Consider the following 26301-nt stretch of genomic DNA (forward strand, 5'->3'; position numbering starts at 1 on the left):
ATGTGCTTTGGGGCGTTTTTCCAGCTTAAGGGTAGGTAAGTATCCGCGTTAGCCTATGGGGTTTTGCGTGGAGCAGGCTAAGGAAAAGGTAGGGCAGTGCATCTGTGTGATGCCCAAGGCAGGTTCAGCCCAAATGCCCCGCCTCAAGCTTCATGTTTAGCCCCTGCGGCCACGCAGTGCGCCCTGCCTTGCGGCCAGACGCGATCACCCGGAGCAAGTGATCGATGACATTGACGTTGCGGGGGCAGATCGCCGATCATGAAGCAGGATATGAGTTACCCGATCTGGCGATGGTGTTGCAACGGCTGGACGCTGACACTGCTGCTGAGCGCAGCGGCGGTGGTGTGGGCGCTCTGGTCGCCGCTGCCCCGCGCCAGCCTTGCTGAGCAGGCGGAGGCCGTCGAGTCGGCCCCGCCCGATCGCGCGGAACTGGCTGGCTTCACCCAGGCCGAGCGCCGCCTCGGCGATGATGCCCCGACCGGCGCGGGCATCGTCCTCGGCCACGTTGAGGGCGACCCCGGCCAGTACCTGCCTCGCGTTGACCACCACCGCTACCGCCGCATCGACCTCCGCCCACGCTCCGGCGAGTCCGAACCCCTCAGCCATACCGACGCCACCGCCCGCATCATCTACGGCCCGCAAGGCCTCGCCCACGGCATCCGCGAAGTGCACCACTTCTCCAGCCCGCACTGGCTTGGCGGCGGCTACCTCCGCGCCGGCCAAAGCCAACCGCCCGCCGACGACCGCCCGCGCGTGTTCAATCACTCGTGGATCGGCAACGACTCGGGCATGAACCCCGCGCAGACCGCCCACATCCTCCGACGCATCGACTACGCCATCGACCGCCACGGCGTTGTGATGAGCGTCGGCGTCAACAACAACCGCAACAGCCGTGTGCCGGGCCTGCTGGCCAGTGCCTACAACGTCATCGCTGTGGGCCTGGCTGACGGTGCTTCGAGCAGCGGCGGGACGAACATTGAAGTCGAAGGCCGAGCCAAGCCCGACATCGTCGCCCCGGGGACTCGCACGAGCTACTCGACCCCCGTGGTTACCGCCGCGGTCGCCCGCATGCTCGAAGCGGCGGGCAAGCTGCCGGAGCACGCCGAGTCCGCCCGTCGGCCGGAGACGATCAAGGCGCTGCTGATGGCCGGGGCGACCAAGCCGTGGAACTGGCGGCAGCGCGACGGGCAGGTGCTCGACGATCGGCTGGGCGCGGGCGTGGTCCATCTGGACAACGCGCTTCGCATCCTCGAAGCCGGCCGAGCCAAGCCCAACGAGGTCCGCTCCGGATCAGGCTGGGACTTGCGGATGATCCAGCCCGGCGGCAGGGCGATCTATCGTCTGGACCTCGACGAGCCGGTGGAAGAGCTCTCGATCATGCTCACCTGGCACCGCCGCATCGACGGCCGAACCGTCCCCCACCCCACCACGGGCCAGCCCGCCTGGGTCGACACGCCGGCGCTCGCCCGGTTCGACCTGCGGGTGGTGCACGCGGGCGATGAGGGCTCGCGCCTGCTGGCGGACAGTCTGTCCGAAATCGACAACGTGCAGCACGTCCACCTCACCGACGCGCCGGCGGGCGACTATCACCTGGTCGTTTCAAGACGGGAAGGCGGCCCGGCTGCCCCCTGGCCTGTGGCAATCGCCTGGCGTGCGGGCGAACGAGTGCCCTATCCGGGCGATTGAGGTTCAATCGCCTTGCCAAGGGCCGCTTAAATGATGCTACGGATGACCCATCAAACTCGGGCTCTGTGTGTGAGGCCGACGCCCACGACTTGAAGCCGTGGGCGTCCTGGTCGACCCGAGATGGGGGAACCGGCTCAATTCAACAAAATGAAAATGTCGTGCAAACGATGATGTTCGGCTGCGTCTTTTAGAACGTGGGAACGGTGCCACTGGTGGCAAGCCACCAGTGGTACGCATTCAGCTTTTTACACACATTCTAAGAGACTCTATAGAGATATGGATTCGCATCGTGGGTCGCGGGGCTCTCGACGCGACCCGTGCAAGGCGGTAGGGGTGATGCCGAATGATGGATGGTGAAGTAGCAGAAGAGTTCGCGCGGTATCAGCAGAACGGCGACGCGTCGTCGTTCGGGCGGCTGACACAGGTGCTCACGCCGCTGATCGAATCGATCGCCCGGCATCATCTGCGCGATCCGCATCTGATCGAGGACGCCCGGCAGGAAGTGTTGATTCGACTGAACGTGCATGCGGAGGCGATCTACGGCAACCTGCCGGGCTGGATCTCCACGACGACGCGGGCCGTGTGCGTCGACATGATTCGACGCCAGGCTGCCCAGCGGCGGCGGGTGACGCATTATGCGGTTGAGCCCAGGCGGTGCAGCGACGAGGCATTGATCGCCGAGGCCGTCCGCCGTCGGCTGGATGACGCGCTGTCCGAACTGTCGCCGGAGGTGCGGGAGCTGGTCCGGCAGCGATTCCTCCACGGGGCGCCGCTGCGGGCCGTGGCGAAGGCTCGTCGGGTTTCGATCGCCACCGCCAGCCGTCACGTGCAGGCTGCGCTGGCGGAGTTGCGGCATGCCTACGAATCGTTGGGCGTGGACGGCATCCATTCCAAGGCCATGCTCGCCGACGTGCTCGTCGGAAGCGGGTGGCGGAACTACATCGCCGACCATGGGCTGAGTCACTACACGCATCGCCCGCTGCCAGGGGCGGGGATGATCAGCGGCGCCCCACAGGCGGGGCCGGATGGTTGGCCGCGACCGATCCGGGTCGGGGTGATCGTCAGTTACTCCTCTGCTACGCGACCGAATAATCTCGGGAAAGTGATGCCCATTGAGCAGCAGGTCGTTTGGCTGCCTTTTCTGGAGGATCCCCGCTTTGAACTGGTGGGGGTGGTCGAGCCGGATACATCCGATCAGCCTCAGATCGAGCGGGTCATTCGAGGGTACGACCTGACGGCCGGCCTGATCGATGGGACCGACCTCGAGGCGCTGCGCACGCTCGACGTGATCTACCTTGGCTGGCAGGGGCGCATCATTCCGCAGGTGATCAGGGGGATCGCGGAGGCGGTGAGCGAAGGCGTGGGTTGCTACAACGTCGGGGTGACCTACACCCACCGCGGCGATTACCACCGGATCGTGCGGGAGGATCCTTATCTGCGGGCGCTGCGCCTCTGCGACGCGGTGTTGGGCACCTACTGCACCATCGACCTCGGCCCGAGGAAAGGGCGGCACATGGTTCCGATGTCGCACACGGTGCAGCAGCGGCATCCGGCGCTGGCGGGGCTGGAGCCGGGGGATAAGTTCAATATGGGGGGCTGCGGTCTGCTGCTTCGGCCGGCGGAGGGGGTGCAGGTTCTGGCCACTCAGGACGAACTGGTGTCGCACACCTGTGCGTGCGACGAGTGCCTTCGGTTTCCCATGACGACCCAGAAGATGCCCAAACACCAGATCTTGGCGGGCTCCTACGGCCGCGGGCGGGTGTTCATGAATCAGTCGCCGGAAATCCAGCCCCTGGCGAATCACCCGAACTCTCGTGGCTCGTTTCTGGAGCGCGTGTTTACCTGGCTGGCCGAGCCGCGCCGGCCGGAGGCGCGATGAGTGGCGCGCGTCACCGATGCCGGGCTGCTTTCCCGCCGGAGCGACTGTGCGGAAAGAAAATTGTCCGAAGCGTGAAAAATGATCCCGTCAGCTTCGTCTGAATGTCGGAGAGATGGTTCTTTTCTAACACTCAGGAGACGTTCGATGTCCACACACACGATGCCCGCAAGCCAGTCGGCGCCTACGGCCCTTGCTCCAGACGACACGTCATTGGTCGCGTCGCCTCGGCCCTGGTGCCGGAAGCTGATTCTCGGGACCCGTTGCGCGATGTTGATCCTGCTGATCGCCCCCATTGTGAATGCGCTGGTCGTCCTTGCCATGAGTTGGGGGTTGATGCTTATCGTTGAGGTCAAGTCGGACAGCATTATTCTCAGAGTCTTCACCGGCCTCGGGGAAGCCATGGTGTTGTACCGCTGGTCGTTTGCATTGGCGGCGGTCTGTGGCGGCATCCACAGCCTTCTGGTCCTTCGAACGCGCCCCGAATGGCACGTGATCCCCCTGCTTGCAGTCGTCTGCCTGATTGCCCTGCTGTTGGCGGACGGATTTTTCGGATGACAGCATTGGTGAGGGTTGCGTCGGCTCGGTTTGCCTTGGAAACCCCGTTATTTCCGAGTCCCGTACAGGCCTTAGGCCCTAACTGACGAATTCCAAACGGGTGCCACACAGCATCCGAAGTTCATCGGTGCCCCATCGGCCACAGCGAATCGTGCGGCTGTGCAGCACAACGAAAGCGCGATCAGCTCGGCCATTTTCCTTCTGGTGACGTAGCTTCGGCAATTTCGGGCGGGGCGCGGTCACGGTGTTACCTCCGGGGGTTGAACGGACCCATGGGTACGTTTCCGGTGATGGTAAACGGCCGCGCCGCCTGTTGGCGGGTAAGCGTTACTTACGCTTTCAGCCTGACTTGTGGAAATGGGCGATACAGGACTCGAACCTGTGACCTCACGGGTGTGATCCGTGCGCTCTAGCCAACTGAGCTAATCGCCCGCAGTGAACGCATCAGCATAGCGAGGAAGGGCAACGCGTCAAGCGATACGCCTCGGGGTTGCGGGCCTTACGGTGTGCTGGGCGGGGCGCTGTGATTGGCGCTGGATTTATCGGTGGCGTCGGCTTTGGTGTCGACAGCGTCGCGCTGATGCTGTTCGATCTGCGGCGACTGCTTGGTCGCTTCGTCGAGGCCGTCTTCAATGCCGGAGAGGCCTTTCTTGAACTCGACGATCCCTCGGCCGATGCTCTTGCCGACTTCAGGCAGCCGCTTGCCGAAGATCAGCACACCGAGCAGGGCGAGCAGCAGCAGCTCCGGCCAACCGAGCGGACCGACGAAGCCGAGCGCAGAATAAAGCAGGGTGTCAGGCATGGCCTGGGTTCCTTTCGTCGAAATCAATTCAAGCCAGACACATATTATTGCACAGGTTGCCGGCGGGGGCCAGCAGCGTTGTGAAAAACCGCGTCAGGGGTGAGTGAGTGGGGGCGGGGGGGGTGTGAGGCTTGAGGCGTGGGGGGGTGTCCCGAAAGGCTGAGCGACTTAAGTGGCTCTGCCTCAAGCCCCGCGCCCCACGTCCCACGCCTCTTCGCTCTTGCCGAAGGCCTGTCGATCGGGTGATAATGAACCTGATGAGGTCTTGCCATGCGTGATCGACTGGACAGCCCGATGGCTGGCTGCGGCGGCGGAGGCTGCCTGCTGATGCTGCTCATCGGCGTCGTGCTCATGATCCTCATGCAACTGAACTTGTGGTGACGCCAGCGGCAGGCGCATGGCAGCATGGCGAGAGAAAACAGGGCACAGCTTGACTCTCGCTATTGGCGAGAGGCGACAAAGGGTTGCGTGAGATGCCGCCGTGTCGGCAGCAGGTCGGCGGAGCCGGGCCCGAACCAGATGTCGACGCCAGGATAGCCGCCCGACTGCTGAACCCACACCTCGCTGTGCGCGGCATCGTGCCAGACGAGCAGGTGAATGCCATCGTGCATCCTCGGCGACGCGCTGGCGGCAAGCACGATGGCCATCGCCTCTGTCGCTGGTGGGGCGTCGGTTCGCGGAAGCTGGTTGAGGATGGCGAGAATGTCACCGAGATGCTTCGGCGGTGAGAAGTCGGGCAGGGCGGTCGAGCGATCGGCCGACGTCGGTTCAGCCGACGGCGACGAGCAGCCTGCGATCAGCGCAACAAGCAAAGTCACACTCAGCCCGAGCATCTGCTGCATGTCGGCTCCCCATTTTCGCCCGTCAGTTCAGCGCCGCCAAAGGCTCGACAGCTCCAGCCAGAGGCATTGGAAGGTGAACCAGCCGAGTTTCACGATGAAGTAGCCGGCCAGCGCCGCCAGACCGCAAAGCCCGAAGATGGTCAGCATCCAGACGAGATCGCCGATCCATGCGCCCGCGCCAACCAGCACCGCCAGGATCGGACCGATGGCCACCACCATCGCGATCACGATAAGCGTCGCGAGGATGCCAACAAGCAGCCACTTGATCTGACGCAACTCTCGCTGCACATCGTCGTTCATGGTCGGCCCCGCCCCCGAGGTGAATCGAACCGGACGGGCGTCCGCGGCGGATCACTCGGCCGCGGCGAATTCGACTTCGCCATCGGTCACGTCCGCGGGGCTGCGGCCGGCTTCGATGGCGCTGATCTTGCGAACGCGGCGAGCGTGTCGGCCGCCTTCGAACTCCGTGTAAAGCCAGACCTCCAGCACGCGCTCAAGCTGCCGGGGGCTCATCAGGTCAGCCGCGAGGCAGAGCACGTTCGCGTCGTTGTGTCGACGCGAAAGCTCGGCACCGACCTCGTCGCAGACCAGCGCAGCGCGAACGCCTTTGACCTTGTTCGCGGCGATGGACATGCCGATGCCCGAGCCGCAGACGAGGATGCCACGGTCGGCGTCGCCTTCGCCGACGGCGGTGGCGACGGGGTACGCCTTGTCGGGGTAGTCGCAGGTGGCGTTTTCGCCGACGCCGCAGTCGCCGGTGATGGCGATGAAGGCGTGGCCCTGCTGTTCGAGCCAGCCCTGGATCTGGCGGGCGACGTCCGTGCCTCGATGGTCAGCTGCGATGGCGACTCTCATGGCTGTTGCTCCTTCAACCGCGATTCAAGACGACGTCGGATGACCTCGGCCGTCCGCTGGTAGGACGTAGCACCGGTGCCGATCGGGTCGTCGATATCCCCTCGTGGGTCGAGTGTGAACGTCTTATCCTCGGCCCACGGGGCGAGTTGAAGCACTGCCTGCCGGTGGGAGTCGGTCATGGTGTAAATCACATCCGCGTCGTGGATCAGTTCCGGCGTCAGTGGCCGCGAGCGGTGGCTGGCGATGTCGATGCCCTGCTTTTGCAGCGCTTCGATCGCGTGGTCCGCCGCAGGCATGCCGGGCATCGCCGACACGCCCGCCGAGAGCACGCGCAGCCCCGCGGCCTCCAACTCGTCCGTCGCAATGCCACGCTGGTCGGCCAGCAGCTTGCTCGCCAGCCCCTCAGCCATCGGCGAGCGGCAGGTGTTCCCGGAGCAGACCAGCAGCATCGTCCACCTTAGCATCTTACGGATGTAACGCTCATCGTAGACGCCTTCACGTTCCACTTTTATGTGACGACTTACACCCTCGCCCGCGAGGTGCACCACCGTCGACGGCCGAGCGTAGCGACTTCGCCCGCCATCGATGATCAGATCGACCTGACCATCCAACGCCTCGGCGGCGGCGTGAGCGTCGTGCGGCGCGGGTTGGCCCGGGCGGTGGGCGGCCGCGGCAACGATGGGCTCGTCCAGCGAGCCGAGCATCTGCTGCGTCAGTTCGTGGTCCGGGCAGCGAAGCGAAACGCTTTGTGCGTGGTAGATCCGGTCGCGAGCATAGGTCAGCCCACTGTCGCGGAGCTTCCGGTCGATCAGCTCGTTTGTAACATCAATGATCAGCGTCACCGCGCCGGGGAACGACTTTTCAATGGCCCGCTTCAGGAACGGGTCCGCCATGTCGACGTAGCGGTCCGCGGCGAAGGGGGTGGGCAGGTGGACGGTAAAGGCCCGGGCCTCGCCGTCGGCCTTGAGTTGGCGTAAGCGTTGCATGCCGATGTCGCTGGTGGCGGCGGCGGCCACGCCGTAGACCGTCTCGGTGGGGAAAACGACCAGTCCGCCGTCGCGGAGCAGCTCGGCGGCCTGCTTCGCGACCGCCCTCGCCTGTTCGCGGTTGCCCGGCTCGACCATGGTGATCTGCATATGACTGGCCATTGTATCGCCTTGAATTCCACCCGGTTTCAGTGCAGGCAGCTTTGTACAACCCGCCCGCGTCCAAGGCGTCGCCTCGGGCCGCGCGGTCGAGCCTGTCTATTTTAACCGACAGCCCGCGGCGGGTGAAACGCGGGTTTTCGACAAACTGAGAAAGCAGGTTGAAGGGAGGTTCAATTATACGGATTACCCATCAATTCGGGCTCTATGAAGGAGGGTGAAACCTGTCGTAAAAGGCTGAAGCCCACGGCGTGACGCCGTGGGCTTCCGGGGTTCACCCGCGCGTGCGGACCAGGGCGTGTTCGAGTTGTTTGAGGTGGGCGCTGATTCGGCGTTTGCGGTCGCCGTCGAGTTCGCGGTGGCCGAAGCGGATTTCGTAGAAAATCTCCGTCAGCGCCACCACCGGGTCGAACCGCATCGGGTTGGCCTCGGCCAATTCCTGAGCGAAGCTGAACGGGCTTTGCCAACTCGGCCGGTGGTAGCCGTGGCGTTCGAGCATGTCGAGCATGGTCAGGTAGAACCGCAGCCGACGGGCCAGGCCGCGCCGTTTGGCACGGGGTAGCGCGGTCAACTGCAACGCCACCAGCCGCTGCCGACGCAGCACGAGCAGGCGCGCGAGGTAGGCCAGGCAAATCCCGATCGCCACGACGATCAGCCCAGCGATGGTCCAACTGATGCGGTCCAGCCGCCAGTAGTCGGGCAGGTCGCGGAAAAACTCGCCGACTTCCTTCAGCCAGTTGACGCCTTCCGCCTCGTCGCCGCCTTGGATCGTATGCTGGATGCCGTCCATCACGGCCTGCCGACTGCGCTGGTCGAACGCCACCACCGACCGGATCCACGCAAACTCCGCATGATCGTAAAGCTGCCGGAGCACCATCCGCCAGCCCGCCCGCGGACGGTGCTCCTCGGCGAGGTCGGCCGGCGGGGTAGGGTCGAACGTCCGCCACGTCTGACCCGGCCCGGTGTTGATCTCCACCCACGCGTGAGCGTTACGCTGACGAACCACGTAGTAACCGCCCACCGGGTTGTACTCGCTGGCGACGTAGCCCGTGACGACGCGAGCCTGCATGCCGATCGACCGCGCCATCGCAGCGAGCCCCGAGGCGAACAGCTCGCAATGCCCCGAGCGATGGTCGAACAGAAACTGAATCACCGGGTCCTGATGATCGGGCACGTCGGGGTTGGTCAGCTTGTAGGTAAACCCCTCGCGGAAGTAGTCGGTCAGCACGCGGGCGATCGCCGCGTCGTCGTCGGTATGCAACGCCTCCGGATCGCGCGACAGGCCATGCTCAGCCAGCAATGCCTGCGTGTACTCCGTGACTCGGCCGCGCTGCACCGGCCAGCCGCGGGCGTAATCACGGTCGAACGATTCGAACAGCTGCGAGTCGCGGGCCTGCCGCAGCATCTCGCTGTCGCTCGCATGTCTGCCCACCTGCTCCCGGTATCGCTCGACCACATTCTCCTGCGGAGCCACCGGCCAGGCGACCGTATACACCAGCGCCCCCGACGCGTCTTCGCTGGTCAACTGTTGGTCGACCGCATTGAACCCCACCGCCGCGAGGCTGCTGCTTTGCACGAACGACGGCAGATGATGCGTAAACAGCACGTTGTGCCCAAGCTGCCGAAGCGTGACGTGGGCCTCAATGGTCGGCGTGTTCTCCGGCAGGTCCACGAGCGTGACACCCTCGCTGGGCAGACTCAGGCGAAAGTCGTGTGCGTTGGTGCTTCGGCTACGCGACCAGGCCTGCGTCACCTGGTTGTACTGATCCAACGCCGCGCCGCGCAACAGCCAGGGCGGGCGGTTTTCGCCGCCGATGTTCATCTCGTGCATGTAAAAACGCACGTTGAGCACCGGCTCTCGGCCGCCTCGGCTGCCGGGGCTGCTGCGTGTGCTCACCTGCTGGGAAAAGCCCGCTTCCGTTCGGCCGCTGGCGTCGCGGGCGGTGATCGGGTTGTGCGTGTCGTCGGCCCGAGGCGAAATGACGAACACCGCCACCGCCACCGCCGTGCACATCAGCCCCACCGCCACCGTCATGAACCGGAAATGCCACCGATGCCCCCGGCCCACCACCGGCTTGGGGCGGATCGCCTTGCTCGGCTCGGTCGCCGCGGCGCGGTTGTGCTCCAGCACCTTGTCGCTCGTGCTCTTGAAGTGAAACAGCAGCACCGTCACCAACGCCAGCACGCAGTAAGCCGCGAGGATCACGCCATACACCATCGACACGCTCAGCACGCTCGCCGCGATCATTTGCAGCACACTGAGCACGAGCACCTGTGCGTACTCGCGATTGGTCTTTTCACTGTAAAGCAGCAGGATCTGCAGCCACATGGTGAAGTGGCCCATCGCCACGACCATGTCCACCGGCTGCTGCCCGCCTTCGCCGGCGAACAGCTCCACCAGCATCCACGCCACCGCCGCCAGCGCCCCGATATTCGTCACCCAACGCGGCAGCGGTCGGCCGTTGGGCCCCTCCGTCACGTACCACGCCAACGCGCCGATGCTGCCGGCGACCAGCAGCATGCCCGGATTCTGCGCCGCGAGGCAAAACGCCACAATGCCCAGCAACACCTGGGCAAACGCCAGCCGACGAAATTGGTAAATCAGCGACATTGACCCCGTCAGCATACCCGCTCGCCCGCGCCAGGCGAAGCCCGGGCGATCGCCCGGCAGGAAGCCGGCTGCGATTTGCGCCTGACTGCCACGCAGCAAACCACAGACGATCAAGCACGACAAACGTGGCTGCACACTTGCAACATTTAGCCGCGGTGCTTGCGCCGCGCGCTTCGGCAGCAACCCCAACACGGGCCAAGGCCCGCGGCTAAATGGGGACGCGAGATCGAACCCGCATTGTTGCGCAAGCTCGCACCTGCCTTACGCCAGCTCGCCGCCGAACTCGTCGCTGCGCTCATCACCATATTCGTCGTCGAAGAGATTCGACCGATGATGAATGCGGATCAGCCGTGACAGCGCCTCAGCCATGATCGGCGCGATGCTGGCGCAAATGTCCACAAGCTGGTCGTCGAACGGGTCGTCGCGGTCGCGGAAGAGCGTGATCACCGCCAGCGCTTCGTTCTCATGCTGGCAGGCGAACGCGAGCACGTCGCACTCAGCAAGATACGCGGCGTCGTCGCCCATGTGCTCTTGCAGAACCTTGTCACTATTCAGACGCAGCACCTTGGCATGCTCAGCCACACGCGGTGCGAACACGTCGCCGAGGTGTTGCAGCAACAGATCCGCCGCATCGCTGGAGCAGTCAAAGTTGACGTATCCGCCGAGGCTGAACTCGTCCGCCGTCGAAGGCAGGAACAGCGCCGCGTTCGTCGGGCCGGCGCGGTCGATCAGGTACTCCAGCGTCTTGAGCAGCAATTGTTCGAGGTCCAGTTCCTGGCGGACCATCGCCTGGTACTCGGTCGAGCTGACGTTTTGCTGCATCTGGTCGGCCAACTCCTGGTACGCCGACACCAGATCGCTGCACAGAATGTCAACCTGCTGGCTGATTTCCTCACGCGCCTCGTTGAGCTTGTGGCAGGCTCGGCGGAGCCGGCGGATGCGCTGGGTCTGATGATGGTCGTGGTCCTGACGGGCAATCACCTCGCGGACGCGTTGGGTGAGCTGCTTCGTCTCCAACGGCCGCGTGAGAAAGTCGACAGCGCCGAGGCGCATCGCCTGCACCGCTGCCTCAACCGTGGGCGTGTCCGTGACCATCAGCATCTGCGTGCGCCGACGTCGCTGACGCAGCGTACGCGCCAGATCAAAACCCGAGCCGTCGGGCAATGTGGTGTCAGCCACGACCAGATCGATCGGCCGACGCGCCAACCGCTCCCGTGCTTCACCGAGGTTGCACGCATGCTCAACCTTGATCGGCTGCTGCGTGTCCATGCATCGTTCGAGCTGCTTTGCCAGATCCATGCCCCGGTCGACGACCAGCACGCGGAACGGCTTATGCGAGCGCTGTTCCGCCCGGTCGTAGTGGGGCGTGATCGCGGGGGTCGACGGCTGGCGGGACGAATATCGCGGCACGGGCTCCTCCTGTCGTCGTTGGCCCTGACACGCCGAACAACTCAACGTCGCGTTTCACACGCAGGGCTTGCAGTGGCAGTATCGGCCGATTGCGCCGGTCGATTCAGGTGCGCGGGCAAAGAAATTACCCAGACTTGCATCAAATACGCATCCAAACCCGATGAGCGCCGATCGCACACCAGATTCAGGGCGCTAAACCGTCAAGCCATCCGACCCAAGCTCGCATCCCGATAACTGCGGAACAAAAAAACGAGCAGGCGCCGGAGGGGGCGCCTGCTCGATGACGCCTTGCTGGGGAGTGCCAAGGCGGTTGGGGAGAACCGTCTATCCGTCGAACGATCAGTCGTAGCTGACAAACTGAGCCCGCGTCGCGTTGGGGTCTTTGTCGTAGTCGCAGAAGACGATCGCGCCGAACTTGTTCATGCCGGCCACGCTCTTGAGCGCGTCGAACTGGTTGCTGCCAAAGTTGAACGTGCCGAAGCGGTTGTTGTTGATTTCGAAGCCGACCAGGTCGTTGCCGATGAACTCCAGGCCGTAAATGTTGGCGAGGGTCAGCGAGGCGACGAGCGTTTCGGTTTCGTTGGCACGGTCGATGCGGTAGAGGCGGTTCTCGCTGGTGGCGTAGAACTGCTGGCCGTCGGTCGACGCGAGGCCGTCATAGTCTCGGCTGAGGGGGAACAGCTCGACGGCCGTGCCGGCGGGCATGTCAAACGCTTCGCCGGTGACCTGGTTGATCTCGACGGTGTCCTGGTGCATGACGCGGACGAGTCGGCGGGGGGTGACGACCTCGGCTTCTTCGCCCTGGATGGCCTGGCCGCCTTCGATGGCGAGGTACCAGTGGCCCATGTTGAGGTTATTGCTTCCACTGTGGCCGGAGCGGCTGTTGTAGACGCGGATCTTCATGGGCGAGTGATCGCCGCTGGTGAAGGTGTAGGTGTTGGAGTTCAGCAGGGTGATGGTTTCATCGCCGAGCTGGATGTCGCGTTGCCCGCCCTGGCCGATGGGTCGGATGCGGAAGTTGGCGGCGTAGCCGGAGATCAGCGTGCCGTTGTTGTCGACATCGCCTTGCCGGGCGTTGAGCAGGTCGTCGCGTGACCAGGCACGGACAAAGTTGCCGTTCTCGTCGATCTGGACGAGGTCGAACTGCATCTGGTCGCTATTGTTCGGGTTCAGCCGAATCTCGCCGGAGATCGGCTTGGGCGGTGTGGTCTCCGCGAGTTGCACGGCGTAGAGGACGTTCTTGCCGCCTTCCTTCACCGCGACCGCGCCGGTGACCCGGCCGCCTTCGACGCGTTCCTCGGCGAGGGTCGCCTCGGCGGAGTGAATATCTACGTAGACAAATCGCCCCACGTGGCTTTGCGGATCGGTCCAGAAAGCAAAGATGTTCTGGAAGCCGGGCACGTACGCAGCGCCGTCGATGCCGGTGAGCAGCGAGTTGTCTGTGCTCAGCACGTGGCCGACGTCATGGCTGCCGCTTGAGCCGAGTACATGGCGGACGAGCTTGCCGCTTTCGCGGTCGAAGCCGTACATCACCTGTTCGCCGGTGTCGTGGTCCGCCAGGGCGGGCGCGACGGCGGTCGCGCCGATCACGGCCGCAGCAAGGCCGGCACGAAAGGGATTGGGACGATTACGCATAACTACACCTCTTGAAAAAAAAGAACTTGGACTGGCCTCCCAATGCCTTGTCCAGCAGGTCGAACGGGTCACCCTGGTCGGGCCCGCCGATCTGCCACGGGGTACAACAGGTGAAGGTGTAAGATTCGCCGGCCGTGCGGGCCAGCCGATGACGCAAAATCCCCACTAATTCCGTATTGCCCAGTCCGCATAACGCGCACGGGCGGCGCAGATGAAAGCGGTTTACCGATGTCAGGGCCGGTGCACATGACGCATTGAGGATTTCATGCCGGTTCCCTCTCCCTCGCAGGGAGAGGGGCAGGGTGAGGGTCGGCCAGCCCTGCACCATCCCATACGCAGCATGCTGTTCAACCTCGACTTCGGTTCCTGCAAACCCTCACCCCAGCCCTCTCCCTGCGAGGGAGAGGGGGGTGAAGCCAGACGCTGGGAATAACTTGAAACCGTTTACATCGTGCTTTGCCGCACTCGTCCGACGAAGGCGTCGTACTGCTCGGGCGTGTCGATGCCGGTGTGGTGAACGTGTGTGCGAACGATGGCGATCGCGTGGCCGTGCTCGAGGGCGCGGAGCTGTTCGAGCTTTTCGGTTTCTTCCAACGGCGTGGGGGCCAGTTGCACGTACTGGTCGAGGAACCATCGGCGGTAGACGTACAGGCCGGGATGCTTCAGCGGGGCGTGCTCGCGGGTGTTGTCGCGATCGTGGGGGATCAGGGCGCGGGAGAAGTAGAGCGCCCGGCCGGTCGCGGCGACGACAACCTTGACGATGTTGGGGTTGGCCGGGTCTTCATCGGGCGCGAACGGGCTGGCGAGGGTCGCCATCGGCGCGTCGGGGTCGTTGGCGAGGCCCTGGATGAGCTGGTCGATCACGCTCGCCTCGATCTCCGGCTCATCGCCTTGCACGTTGACGATCAGCGGCGCGTCGGGCGTATGCCTGGCACCCTCAGGCGTGGGGCCGAGCAACGCGTCGGCCGCCTCGGCGAGGCGCGACGTGCCGTTGGGGTGGTCGGCTCGGGTCATGACCGCCTCGCCGCCGAACGCGAGCACCGCGTCGTAGATCCGCTGATCATCCGTCGCCACCGCCACGCGCGACACATGCTTCGCCTCGCGAACGCGTTCGACCACATGCTGAATCATCGGCTTGCCCGTGCGATCGAGCAACGGCTTACCCGGCAGCCGAGTGGACGCGTAACGGGCGGGGATCAATGCGATGGCGGAGAGCGGAATTTCGGATTTCGGATTTCGGATTTCGGATTTGTCGGTCACAGCAGCCTACCTCGCATTCCAAATTCGAAATCCGAAATCCCGAAATTCGAAATGCCTCAGGCCGTCTTCGCGCCCAACTCGTCGGCGAGCTTGCGGATGCCTTCCATGCGATCGCGGATGTCGCGGAAGTTGATGTCGGCCTGGAGAATCTGCGACGCGAGCTTCTGCGCCTCGCGGGCCTGCTCCGCGTCGTTGTTCTTGCGGGCCGACTTCTCCAACGCGTCCATCAGCAGGTAGCGCATGTCCATCGCGACGCGGTCGCTGTCGGCCGGATGCGCCTCAATGCCCTGACGCAGCGTGTCCACCGCTTCCTCGAACCAGCCTTTGTGCAGGTAGCAGGAGCCGAGGAACTCGTGCGACAACGCCCGATGCTTCGGGTCGGCCTTGGATTGCTGGAACGCGCCGATCGCCTCGTCCACCTCGCCCGACTGGTACAGCCGACGCCCGAGCTCGAAACGCAACGCCATGTCCGTGGGATACTGCTTGACGCGCTCGCGATATTCCTGCAACTCGAAGGTCAGCCGTTTGCGGCGGAGCTCTTCGTACTTCTGCTTCAGATCCGGATCGTCCGGGTCTTGTTCAAGCGCCGCACGCAGCTTGCGCTGCCGACGGTTGAACTGCTTCATTCGGATGTCGCCGATGCGCATCTTGTACCGGCTCTGGCTGGTCTGGTCCCAGAGCTGCTGGAGCATCTGGATCGCTTCGTTCTCCGCGGCTTCCTCGTCCTTGCGAAGCAGCAGATCGACGATCTTCGTAATCTTGTCGACGTCCTGCGGGTCTTCTTCCAACTCGGCTTTACGACGCTTGATCGTCTCATCCAGCGCAGCGCCGGGGCGGGCGGAGTCTTCGGTTTCAAGGTCGCGCTGCTTCTCGGCGTCGCGGACGAAGCGGCGGAAACCGCCTTCTTCCGTCTTCTGCTCGCCGGAGTAGCCGCCCATCTGCATCGTGTTCTCGGCTTCGAGCTCTTTGAGATCCTTCAGCAGCTTGTCGTTGTTCTGGTCCAGCCGAATGGCGTGCCGACAGGCTTCCACCGCCTTGTCGAACGCCTGGATGCGTGAGAACAGGTCGCGAATCTGAATGTAGACCGCCTTCTTGGGCTTCTTCGCCTGGGCGTTGAAGTCCATCGCCAGGCCGCCCACCCAGTACGCCACCTCCGCCAGGTGCAGGTCGGGCTCGGCTTCGTCGGCTTCGACGGCCCACTTCATCACCTCCTGCATGAGGCTGACGTTCAGCGGATCTTTCGCCCAGAGCATCTCGTTGTGGAGCATCTTGTCCAGCGGTGAAGGGCCGCCGCTCTTGAACTTCTCGGTGAAGCCTGCGGGCTTGCCGCCGGAGACTTTACGTCGCAGCGAGACGTCGCGGAGGGCTTCGTGCTTGGACATGTTGTCCGGATCGTGCTTCAAGCCGTTGACGTAGCACTCGATCGCGTAGTCGTAGTTTCGCGCATCGGCAACGGTCTGGGCGTGTTCAAAGAAACGTCGAGCCTTGCGCTCGTCGCGTTTGAACCCGCTTTCAGCGTCGTCCGACTTGCCCTGACTGAAAAAATTAAGTGCCATCGCGTCGATTGGTCGCCTGAATAAGCGTCTTCGGACAGATGTTCCGTACTGTGTAATCTACGGGGAGCACCGGGGTTGTCAACTGTGACATGCCGGAAGTGGCGGTACAGGGGCCATGAGCCCGGCGTCTGTTCGGAATAAAGCCCAGGCATGATAAAGCCCAGGCATGGCCATGCCTGGGCTTTAAAAACCCGAAAACCCAAAACAACCCCCACACCCCAAACCCCCGCCACCGCGTCGCGCTTTTGATCATTCGGCCGATCGTGGCAACAATACCCCTTATGACCCGCGTTCGCACTGCTATCGTCGGCCCGACAGGCTATACAGGCTTCCACCTGATCGACCTGTTGCTGCGCCATCCCCAGGCCGAGCTGACCTATCTCGCCAGCCATCGCGATGAGCTGCCCGACATCCGCGAGGAGTTCCCGCAGCTGCTCGGTCGGCTGACCGACGAACAGGCGGTCTGTCGGCCGATCGACCCCGACACCATCGCCGACGTCGCCGACGTGGTCTTTCTCGCGCTGCCCCACCGGGCGGCGATGAGCTACGTGCCGCGCCTGCTCGACGCGGGGTTGCGTGTGATCGACCTGTCCGCCGACTATCGCCTCGCCGACGCCGACCTCTACGAACGCGTCTACGAGCACCCGCACGAAGACCTCGCCAACCTCGCCGACGCAGTCTATGGCCTGACCGAGCTGTACCGCGACCAACTGCCCGGCGCGATGCTTGTCGCCAACCCCGGCTGCTACCCCACCGCAGCGGCATTGGGCATCGCGCCCCTGCTGGCGCGGTCGGTCGTGCAGCGGGAGGGCATCGTGATCAACGCCGCCTCGGGCGTGACCGGCGCCGGGCGGAAGCCGAGCCTTGCGCTCATGTTCGCCGAGCAGAACGACGCGTTCGGCGCGTATGGCAAGATCGGCGGCCATCGACACCAGAGCGAGATCGAACAAACGCTCGGCCGAGTGGCGGGGCAGGCGATGTCGCTGCTGTTCGTGCCACATCTGCTCCCGGTCGACCGGGGCATCCTGGAGACCATCTACCTCACGCCCACGCAGCAGGATGTAACGGAAGAGGAGCTGTTCGAGGCGTTTGAGGACGCGTACGCGGACGAGCCGTTCGTTCGCGTGCGGGAAAACCTGCCGAACATCAAGCATGTGGTGGGCACGAACTTCGTCGATGTCACCGTTCGACTGACCGGCCCGGCGGAGCAGCGGCGGGTGGTGGTCTTCGCCGCTGAGGACAACGTCATCAAAGGCGCGGCCGGCCAGGCGATCCAGAACATGAACGTTGTTTTCGAGCTCGATGAGACCGCCGGTCTGATGTGATGTCGGCAGGTTTGGTCAATTTTCCGACTTTGTTTGGGTCGTTCTTTTTTCAGAGTGCCACACAGATGTCACCGTCTGTTGTTATGTTGCTCACGTTCCGTCGCTGGGTTGCGTTCGCGTACCAGCGGGGGAACCGAGCTCTTTTGGGGGGCAGTGGCAGCGGTGCGGGGGCCGCTGCCTTTTTTATTGGCGGGTTTTACGACGGGTAAGGTGTGAGGAGTTGCCCATGTCAGCCGACTACAGTCGCATCCATCGCCTGCTGAAGATTCTCATGCTGATCCAGTCCGGCGGGACGTGGACGGCCGAGCGGCTGGCGGCGGAATGTGACGTCGCGGTGCGGACGATCTACCGCGACCTCAAAACGCTCGAAGGTGCGGGCGTGCCCTATTTTTTCGATGGCGAGCAGAAGGGCTACCGCGTTCGGCGGGACTTTTTCATGCCCCCCGTGGAGCTGACGCTCGACGAGTCGCTGGCGTTGCTGGCATTGGGCGAGCACGTCGCCGGCCGAGAGCAGGTGCCGATGACCCGCGCCGCCGAGCGCGCCATCGCCAAGGTGCGCAGCCAACTGCCGACAGCGGTGCAGCAGGAGGTGGAGCAGCTCGACGGCCGAGTGGCGATCGACCTCGCCGCGGCGGGCCCGCATGACGGCATTGCCGACGTGTATGAGCAGGTTCGCAGCGCGATCGCCGACCGGCGGATGCTGCGCTGTTCGTACGAGTCGATTCAAAGCTCGCTCGATGGCGGCACGGGTGGCGGGGGCAGTGGCGGGGCCGGAGGTGGCGGGGGTGATGAGGTGTTCGAGTTTCGGCCTTACGCGCTGCTGTTCGCTCAAAGGGCGTGGTACGCGGTGGGGCATCATGGCGGGCGGGGCGCGGTACGGCAGCTCAAGCTCAATCGGTTTACCGCGGTGGAGCGGACGGGCAAGCCTTATGAGATACCGGCCGACTTCAGCCTGGCGGACCACCACGGCCAGGCGTGGCGGATGATCCGCGGCGAGCCGAGGTGTGATGTCGAGCTGCACTTTGATGCGGCGTTTGCCGAGACGGTCGCCGACACGCGCTGGCATTCGACGCAACAGGTTGACTGGCATGACGATGGGTCGATCACCTTTCGTTGTCAGGTGGACGGGCTGGACGAGATTGTGTGGTGGGTGTTGAGCATGGGGCCGCATTGCGTGGTGAAGCAGCCGGTCGAGTTGGCCGACCGTGTGCGCTCGCTGGCCGAGGCGGTGGTGGCGAAGTATGCAGCGGTTCAGCAGGAGTAGGGCGGCAGCAGGGATGGGGGACGGTTGCCGGAGGCCTTGGAACGACAACGCGGCTTCTGCACTTGCGACATTTAGCGGCGGTGCTCGCACCGCCTTTTTCGGCATGGCAGGACCGAACGCGCGGGCCAAGGCCCGCGGCTAAATGGGAACTCGCGTTGTCGTACCAAATAATGGATCACGGAGCGTTTCGCATGGACGCGAACAGGCAGATCGAGCCCGACCTGGCCCCGCACTGGCGAGTGTATAGACAGTGCATGGCAGAGATTGTGCGCGTATTGCGGCAGTCGGTGCTGCGCGGTCGGCCGATGACGCTGCCGAACGTGCGTCGGCTGTTCGAGCGGCGGTGGCGTGGCGTGACGCGGGCGCTGCCGACGGCGGAAGATCGGCAGGCGGCGTTTGCGGCCGGCTTGCGCCGTGGACGGGTGTGGCTGACGGCGTATTACCCGCTGAACGTGCCCGGGGCGGCCTCCGCGCGGTGTCTCAGCGGCCCGGATGAGGCAGGGGCCGGGGCCGCGTAGATGCTGGCTAGCACAACGTTAACAGAGCAAGACGCGATTCGGGCTGGATTTACGCTTCGATGCGCGGTAGGGTAACTGACTGAGTTGGACTGGCGGAACGGGCGACGCTCGGCCTCGGAAGGGAGGCGGGCCTTGCTGATCGGGTGGCTAGTCTGATTGCGGCCGGGCGGGTGCCCATCGGGTCGCAGTTGATGCCTACGTCTAATAGGTGGCCGATGCCGCGTGAAGGCAGCGGGCCAGGCGTGGGTAAATCCAAAATCAGTGTCCGTCGACGAAACGCGTCAGAGCGCCCGGTTGTGCCATGTTCACGACTGAGCGGTCCGCGCCTGGTCTCGGCGGTCACATAGGTTTTTTTCTGATACGCGTTTCATTACGAAAGGGAAGCACAATATGACGACCAAAGCACGCGAACAGCAATCCTTCGGCGAAAACCCCGTGGACGTCCGCGAGACCGACCACTACACCGACGAGTACGTCAAGGGATTTGTTGATAAGTGGGACGAACTGATCGACTGGGACAGCCGGGCGAAGAGCGAAGGCACGTTCTTCATCGACAAGCTGCGCGAGCTGGGCGTGAAGAAGGTACTCGACGTCGCAGCGGGCACGGGTTTCCACTCGGTTCGCCTGCTGGAAGCTGGCTTTGAGGTGGTTAGCGCTGACGGCTCGCCGCAGATGCTCTACAAGGCGTTCGAGAACGCCCGCCGCCGCGGCCACGTGCTTCGCACGGTCCAGGCCGACTGGCGCTGGCTCAACCGCGATGTGCACGGCGAGTACGACGCGATCATCTGCCTCGGCAACTCGTTCACCCACCTCTTCGCCGAGCACGACCGACGCAAGGCCCTGGCCGAGTTTTACGCCATGCTCAAGCACGACGGCGTGCTCATGCTCGACCAGCGAAACTACGACGGCATCCTCGACAACGGCTACGACTCCAAGCACCAGTACTACTACTGCGGCGACAATGTCTCCGTCGCCCCGGTCCACGTCGACGAGGGCCTCGCCCGCTTCCGCTACCAGTTCCCCGACGAGTCGGAATACTTCCTCAACATGTTCCCGCTCCGCAAGGACTACACCCGAAAGCTTATGAAGGACGTCGGCTTCCAGCAGATCGATACCTTCGGCGACTTCCAGCAGACCTACAAAGATCAGGACCCGGACTTCTACATCCACGTCGCAAGCAAGGCCTATCAGGAAGAAGACTAAACACCCCTGGCACGGTTTAGCCCTCGCGATCACGTGAGGTAACGGTGCGACGCAAGGTCTGACTGAATGGTTCGCAGCAAGGAACGAATATGAATACGCAATACTCCGACGCCGTGCAGACCGCACGCGAGTACTACAACAGCGAAGACGCTGACAACTTCTACTACATCGTCTGGGGCGGCGAGGACATCCACATCGGGCTTTACGAGTCCGACACCGAGCCCATCGCCGACGCCAGCCGACGCACCGTCCGCCACATGGCGGGCAAGATCCAGAACATCGACAAGCAAAGCAAGGTCATCGACCTCGGCGCCGGCTACGGCGGATCAATGCGATACCTCGCCAAAACGCACGGCTGCCACTGCGTCGCGCTCAACCTCTCCGAGGTCGAAAACGAACGTGACCGCCAGATGAACGCCGAGCAAGGCCTCGACAAGCTCATCGATGTCGTCGACGGCGACTTCACCGCGCTGCCTTACGAGGACAACAGCTTCGACGTCGCCTGGTCGCAGGACGCGTTCCTGCACAGCGGCGATCGCGTGAAGGTGCTCGAAGAGGTCGCCCGCGTGCTCAAGCCCGGCGGCGAGATCATCTTCACCGACCCGATGCAGGCCGACGACTGCCCCGAAGGCGTGCTTGACCCGATCCTCGCCCGCATCCACCTGGACACGCTCGGCTCGCCGGGCTTCTACCGCGAGCAACTGAAAAAGCTCGGCTTCGAGGAAATTGAGTTCGAAAACCTCAGCCACCAGTTGTGCAACCACTACGGCCGAGTGCTGCGCGAACTCGAATCACGCGAAGCGGAACTGCGCGACAAGCAGGTCAGCAGCGACTACATCGAGCGGATGAAAAAGGGCCTCAACCACTGGATCGAAGGCGGCAAGCAGGGCCACCTCGCCTGGGGCATCCTCCACTTCCGCAAGAAGTAATCTGCCGCAACCATAACCGTCCAAATCGAAAGCCCACGGGCCCCCGCCCGTGGGCTTTTTTCGCGCCGATGGGCTACCATTCATTCAAAACGCGAATTCATGGAAATACAACCCCGCGTCCGTGCGTTGTACCCCTAAGGCCCGCCGCGCCCACGCGCCCCGGGCTTACCCGGACACACCACCACCGCCACCTGTGGCAACGGCAGGGGACGAACCACTCGCCCGGATCGAGCGGAATTTCATGGCCAGGAAGCGAATACCCGTAGCACGAATCGTAGGCAGCCTCATCGCGCTGGCATTGCTGGCCACACTGGGCTGGGCGATCTATGGCAAGGTCAGTGAAGCTCGCGAGTCGCCCGAACGCGACCGTGGCGGCGGGTCGGTCGCCGTGCACACCGCTGCGGTCGAGCACGGCTCGATTACCGACCAGCGCACCTTCACCGGCACGCTCAACGCGCGCTCCCGCTTCACCGTCGCGCCCAAGATCGCCGGCCGCATCGATGAGCTCACCGTCGACATCGGCGACACCGTCGAACGCGGCCAGGTCGTCGCCCGCCTCGACGACGCCGAGGTCGTCCAGCAGGTGGAAGAGGCCCGCGCCGAACTCGCCGTCGCCGAGGCGACGCTGGAGGAAACGCGGAGCAACCTCGCCTCCGCCGAGCGCGACTTGAACCGCATCCAGTCACTACGCGAGCAGCGCGTCGCTTCCGAATCAGAGCTGGACGACGTGCAGTCGCGCTTCGATGCGCAGCAGGCTCGCCTGCGCGTGGCCGAGGCGCAGGTCGCCCAGCGGCAGGCGGCGCTGCGGTCCGCCCAGGTCCGCATGAGCTACACCCTCGTCCGCGCAAGCTGGCAGGGTGATGATGAACAGCGCGTCGTCGGCGAACGCTTCGTCGATGAGGGCGACACCCTCTCCGCCAACGCGCCGCTCGTGACCGTGCTCAACATTCAAACCCTCCGCGCCGTCGTCTTCGCCACCGAGCGAGACTACCCCCGGCTACGCGTCGGCCAGCGCGCCGAAGTCACCGCCGACGCGTACCCCGACGAGTCGTTCGTCGGCGAGGTGACGCGGTTGTCGTCCGAGTTTCGCGAAGCATCACGCCAGGCACGCGTGGAACTGCGCGTGCCCAATGACGATCATCGATTAAAGCCGGGCATGTTCGTTCGCGTTCGCCTGGAACTGGAAGAGATTGACGACGCGACGATCGTGCCGCTGGACGCGCTGGTCACTCGCCGAAACGAGCAGGGCGTGTTCGTCGCGGACGTGGATGAGCGTAAGGCGCACTTCGTGCCCGTGCGTGTGGGCGTCACGCAGGGCAACCGAGTGCAGTTGATCGACCCGCCGCTGGCCGGCCGCGTGGTCACGCTCGGCCAACACCTGCTGGAAGACGGCTCGTCAATCACGCTCGTGGATGATGATGACGATGAAGCGGCCGACGCGCTGGCGGAAATCACAAGCGGGTGAGGCAATCAACGATCAACGATTAGCAATCAGCGATCAGCGATCAGCGATCAGCAATTAGAAATTCCCCCTGATCCGGCCCTTCGCTCGCGGACTCGCTCAGGGCTCGGCTTGAACTTGAGGGGCTCGACTAAACGGGTTGTGGTGGGGTTTCGGGAACGAACATGCGTATTACGAATCTCAGCGTCGGCCGACCGATTTTCACGATCATGGTGGTGTTGATCGTGCTCATCCTCGGCGTGGTCTCGCTCACTCGGCTGCCGATCGACCTGATGCCGGAGCTGACGTATCCCACGCTCACTGTCGCGACGAACTACGAAAACGCTGCGCCGGAAGAGATGGAAGAACTCGTCACCCGGCCGATCGAGGAAGCCGTCGCCGCGGTGCCGGGCGTGGAAGAGCTCACGTCCATCTCGGCGGAGGGGCAAAGCCAGGTGCGCGTGACCTTCACCTGGGGCACGAACCTCGACGAAGCAAGCAACGACATTCGCGATCGACTCGACCGCATCATCAACCGCTTGCCCGACGACGCGGACCGCCCGCAGCTACGCAAGTTCGACGCGGCGCAGTTTCCGATTCTCCTGCTCGGTGCATCGAGTCGGCTTGACCCGATCGAGCTTCGGCAACTGATCGACAATCAGCTCAAGCAGCGAATCGAGCGCATCCCCGGCGTCGCGGCGCTGGATGTCTGGGGCGGTCTGGAACGCGAGATTCAGGTCAACCTCGACCCGGACAAGATTCGCGCGCTGGACCTGCCGCTGGATGTGGTGGTGCAAGGCATTCGCGACGCGAACATCAACGTGCCCGCGGGCACGATCGAGCGCGGCCGATTCGACGTCACCCTGCGCACGCCAGGCGAGTTCACCAGCCTCGACGAACTGCGCGGCACGACCATCCTCGAACGCGAAGGCCAACCGATCTACCTCGGCCAGGTCGCCAACGTCCTCGACACGCATCAACGGCAGACGCGCTTCATCCGCATCAACGGCGAGCCCGGCGTCCGCCTCGCGGTACGCAAACAGTCGGGCACGAACACGGTGCAGGTCGCCAACGAAGTGTTGCGTGAGTTGAATCGCGTCAACAACGACTTCCCGCAGGTCAACCTCGTGCCGGTGATCAACACGGCCACGTACATTGAGCGGGCCATCACCAACGTCGGTCGAACGATTCTCATCGGCGGCACGCTCGCGCTGTTCGTGTTGCTGTTTTTCCTGCGAAACATCCGCAGCACGCTGGTGATCGGCACCGCCATCCCCATCTCCATCATCGCGACGTTCACGTTGCTTTACTTCAACGGCTTTACGCTCAACCTCATGACGCTCGGCGGCCTCGCGCTGGGCGTGGGCATGATGGTCGACAGCTCCATTGTCGTGTTGGAAAACATCTACCGCCTGCGCGAAGAAGGCCTCGACGCGAAACAAGCCGCGGTCCAGGGCACGGAGCAGGTCACGCCTGCCATCGTCGCGAGCACGATCACGACGCTGGTGATCTTCCTGCCGCTGGTGTTTGTCGAAGGCATCGCGGGGGTGATGTTCCTTCAGTTCGCGTACGTGGTCGCGTTCGCGCTGATCTGTTCGCTGCTGGTGGCGTTGACGCTCGTGCCCATGCTCGCGGCAAGACTACTCAAAGCGCCTCCGCGCCCAAGGCCACGGAACTTAGATTCCGCTGCCTTGGAAATGAGCATGCCCCAGCCGGCGGTCGCGATGCAGTCGGGGATCGGCAATCGTCTGTTCGCGGTCAGTGGCGCGATGTTCGATCGCATCGAAGCAAGCTACAAAGAGTTGCTGACCAACGTGCTTCGCTGGCGGCTGGTTACGCTGCTGGTGGTGGGGCTCGTGTTCGCCGGGGCGATCTGGCTCGTGCCTTACGTGGGCACGGAGTTCATGCCCGAGACCGACGAAGGCGAAGTGCGCGTCAACGTTGAGGCGGAGACAGGCACGCGCGTCGAGCTGGTGGATCAGATCATGCACCGGGTCGAGGCGATCGTCGCGGCGGAGGTTGCCGACGAGGTGGAGAACATGGTGGTGAACGTTGGCGCGTCGGGCTGGCGGCCGTCGGCGCGATCGCGTGGCGATATTCAGATGTCACTCGTGCCTGATCGCGAGCGCACGCGTTCGAGCGAGCAGGTGGCCGCTGACCTTCGGCCGCTGCTGTCGGATATCCCCGGCGTTGAGATCCGCACGCGCGCCAGCCAGGGCATCGCGTCCCGCCTCATGTCGCGCGGCGGTGGTGACGGCGACAGCCTCGCGATCGAGGTACGCGGCTTTGAGTTGTCGACGCTCGCAGCGCTGGCCGACGAAGTGCAGCGTGCGTTGGAAGGTGTGCCCGGCATTACGGACGTCCGCCTTTCGCGCGAGGCCGGCTCGCCGCAGCAGCTTTTCCGCATCGACCGCACACGCGCCGCCGACCTCGGCCTGTCGGTCAACCGCATCGCCCGCACGCTGGAAACCGCCGTCGCCGGCACGCGTGCTGCCGACTATCGCGAAGCGGGCTATGAGTACCCGATTCGCGTTCGCCTTGACAATGTTGAGCAGATGGACATCGACGAAATCCTCAACCTCACCGTGATGAACCGACGCGATGAACAGGTCGCGCTGCGCAACGTCGTCGAACTCGCCGGCGGCGAAGGCCCGACGCAGATCGAACGCAAAGATCAGCAACGCCTCGTTCAGGTCAACGCCAACATCGCCGACCGCGACCTCGGCTCCGTTGTCCGCGACATCCGCGAAAGCCTGCGTGACATTCCCGTGCCGCGCAACTACGAAGTCATCATCGCCGGCGACTATGAAGATCAACAGGAAGCCTTCAGCGAACTGGGGCTGAGCCTCATCCTCGCGCTGATGTTGGTGTATATGGTCATGGCCTGCCTGTACGAGTCGCTGCGCGATCCGGTGGTGGTCATGTTCGCCGTGCCGCTCGCGCTGATCGGCGTGGTGATCATGCTCCTGCTGACTAACACGACGTTCAACGTGCAGAGCTTCATCGGCATCATCATGCTCGGCGGCATCGTGGTGAACAACGCCATCCTCATCGTCGACCAGGCCACCCGCCTGCGACGCGACGAGCACCAGCCCACGCGTGAGGCCGTCAGCGAGGCCGGCCGACGACGGCTGCGACCCATCCTCATGACCACATGCACTACCGCACTCGGCCTCACACCGCTGGCGCTGGGCCTCGGCGAAGGCGCCGACGCACAGGCGCCCATGGCGCGGGCTGTCGTCGGCGGGCTCTTGAGCGCCTCTTTGATTACACTGGTCGTCATTCCGGTGCTCTACAGCTACTTCCATCGCGACCCCGCTCCCCACCAGGCTACGCCCGCATGAACACGACCCCCCGCTCTGCAGCTATTTGCACGACGTCCACC

20 protein-coding genes and 1 tRNA gene are annotated in these 26301 nt (G+C 64.0%); 10 read left to right on the forward strand and 11 right to left on the reverse strand.

Going from position 1 to position 26301, the window contains the following annotated elements; genetic code table 11:
- The first annotated feature begins 270 nt into the window (after positions 1-270).
- The 3 genes from ACERK3_18245 (at position 271) to ACERK3_18255 (ending at position 4120) form a co-directional block, all read left to right on the forward strand.
- Positions 271-1686, forward strand: coding sequence for a S8 family serine peptidase (locus ACERK3_18245; protein ID MFA9480218.1), 1416 nt, complete (start codon positions 271-273; stop codon positions 1684-1686).
- A gap of 343 nt (positions 1687-2029) precedes the next feature.
- The gene (locus ACERK3_18250) at positions 2030-3565 is read left to right on the forward strand and encodes an RNA polymerase sigma factor (GenBank protein MFA9480219.1); all 1536 of its coding nucleotides are present in this window, start codon (positions 2030-2032) and stop codon (positions 3563-3565) included.
- A gap of 267 nt (positions 3566-3832) precedes the next feature.
- Positions 3833-4120, forward strand: coding sequence for a hypothetical protein (locus tag ACERK3_18255; protein MFA9480220.1), 288 nt, complete (start codon positions 3833-3835; stop codon positions 4118-4120).
- A gap of 358 nt (positions 4121-4478) precedes the next feature.
- Here ACERK3_18255 and ACERK3_18260 read toward each other — a convergent pair.
- From ACERK3_18260 to ACERK3_18310, 11 genes are all read right to left on the reverse strand, one after another.
- Positions 4479-4552: transfer RNA gene (locus ACERK3_18260), tRNA-Val, on the reverse strand.
- A gap of 67 nt (positions 4553-4619) precedes the next feature.
- Positions 4620-4922 (reverse strand): twin-arginine translocase TatA/TatE family subunit, encoded by a 303-nt coding sequence (locus ACERK3_18265; protein ID MFA9480221.1) that lies wholly within the window; start codon positions 4920-4922, stop codon positions 4620-4622.
- Between the two features lie 440 nt (positions 4923-5362).
- The gene (locus ACERK3_18270; protein MFA9480222.1) at positions 5363-5764 is read right to left on the reverse strand and encodes a hypothetical protein; all 402 of its coding nucleotides are present in this window, start codon (positions 5762-5764) and stop codon (positions 5363-5365) included.
- Positions 5765-5791: 27 nt separating this feature from the next.
- Positions 5792-6064 (reverse strand): hypothetical protein, encoded by a 273-nt coding sequence (locus ACERK3_18275; GenBank protein MFA9480223.1) that lies wholly within the window; start codon positions 6062-6064, stop codon positions 5792-5794.
- Positions 6065-6115: 51 nt separating this feature from the next.
- Positions 6116-6619 carry a ribose 5-phosphate isomerase B gene (rpiB, locus tag ACERK3_18280; protein MFA9480224.1) on the reverse strand — a complete coding sequence of 168 codons (504 nt, stop codon included), beginning with the start codon at positions 6617-6619 and terminating at the stop codon, positions 6116-6118.
- Positions 6616-7767 (reverse strand): Sua5/YciO/YrdC/YwlC family protein, encoded by a 1152-nt coding sequence (locus ACERK3_18285; GenBank protein ID MFA9480225.1) that lies wholly within the window; start codon positions 7765-7767, stop codon positions 6616-6618. Before ACERK3_18285 ends, rpiB begins: the two co-directional genes overlap by 4 nt.
- Positions 7768-8038: 271 nt before the next feature.
- Positions 8039-10375 (reverse strand): DUF3488 and DUF4129 domain-containing transglutaminase family protein, encoded by a 2337-nt coding sequence (locus ACERK3_18290; protein ID MFA9480226.1) that lies wholly within the window; start codon positions 10373-10375, stop codon positions 8039-8041.
- A 261-nt stretch (positions 10376-10636) separates the two neighbouring features.
- Positions 10637-11785 carry a response regulator gene (locus ACERK3_18295; GenBank protein ID MFA9480227.1) on the reverse strand — a complete coding sequence of 383 codons (1149 nt, stop codon included), beginning with the start codon at positions 11783-11785 and terminating at the stop codon, positions 10637-10639.
- Between the two features lie 339 nt (positions 11786-12124).
- On the reverse strand, positions 12125-13420 hold the full coding sequence (locus tag ACERK3_18300) for a hypothetical protein (GenBank protein MFA9480228.1): 1296 nt from the start codon (positions 13418-13420) through the stop codon (positions 12125-12127).
- A gap of 444 nt (positions 13421-13864) precedes the next feature.
- Positions 13865-14680, reverse strand: a complete 816-nt coding sequence (gene kdsB / locus ACERK3_18305; GenBank protein MFA9480229.1) for a 3-deoxy-manno-octulosonate cytidylyltransferase — start codon at positions 14678-14680, stop codon at positions 13865-13867.
- A gap of 56 nt (positions 14681-14736) precedes the next feature.
- Positions 14737-16236 (reverse strand): tetratricopeptide repeat protein, encoded by a 1500-nt coding sequence (locus ACERK3_18310; protein MFA9480230.1) that lies wholly within the window; start codon positions 16234-16236, stop codon positions 14737-14739.
- 281 nt (positions 16237-16517) lie between these two features.
- On the opposite strand from ACERK3_18310, the gene argC reads away from it, so the two are divergent.
- The 7 genes from argC to ACERK3_18345 all read left to right on the forward strand — a co-directional run bounded on the left by argC (position 16518) and on the right by ACERK3_18345 (position 26260).
- Positions 16518-17561: an N-acetyl-gamma-glutamyl-phosphate reductase gene (gene argC, locus ACERK3_18315; protein MFA9480231.1), complete on the forward strand. Its 1044-nt coding sequence runs from the start codon at positions 16518-16520 to the stop codon at positions 17559-17561.
- Positions 17562-17787: 226 nt separating this feature from the next.
- The gene (locus ACERK3_18320) at positions 17788-18825 is read left to right on the forward strand and encodes a helix-turn-helix transcriptional regulator (protein ID MFA9480232.1); all 1038 of its coding nucleotides are present in this window, start codon (positions 17788-17790) and stop codon (positions 18823-18825) included.
- Between the two features lie 191 nt (positions 18826-19016).
- Entirely contained in the window at positions 19017-19343 is a 327-nt protein-coding gene (locus tag ACERK3_18325; GenBank protein MFA9480233.1) for a hypothetical protein, read from the forward strand.
- Between the two features lie 390 nt (positions 19344-19733).
- On the forward strand, positions 19734-20546 hold the full coding sequence (locus ACERK3_18330) for a class I SAM-dependent methyltransferase (protein MFA9480234.1): 813 nt from the start codon (positions 19734-19736) through the stop codon (positions 20544-20546).
- Positions 20547-20635: 89 nt separating this feature from the next.
- Entirely contained in the window at positions 20636-21475 is an 840-nt protein-coding gene (locus ACERK3_18335) for a cyclopropane-fatty-acyl-phospholipid synthase family protein (GenBank protein ID MFA9480235.1), read from the forward strand.
- Between the two features lie 241 nt (positions 21476-21716).
- Complete coding sequence (locus ACERK3_18340; GenBank protein MFA9480236.1) at positions 21717-22940, forward strand: efflux RND transporter periplasmic adaptor subunit; 1224 nt, start codon at positions 21717-21719, stop codon at positions 22938-22940.
- 161 nt (positions 22941-23101) lie between these two features.
- Entirely contained in the window at positions 23102-26260 is a 3159-nt protein-coding gene (locus ACERK3_18345) for an efflux RND transporter permease subunit (GenBank protein ID MFA9480237.1), read from the forward strand.
- Positions 26261-26301 lie beyond the last annotated feature (41 nt).

The organism is Phycisphaerales bacterium AB-hyl4, assembly GCA_041821185.1.
GTDB lineage: Bacteria > Planctomycetota > Phycisphaerae > Phycisphaerales > Phycisphaeraceae > Natronomicrosphaera > Natronomicrosphaera hydrolytica.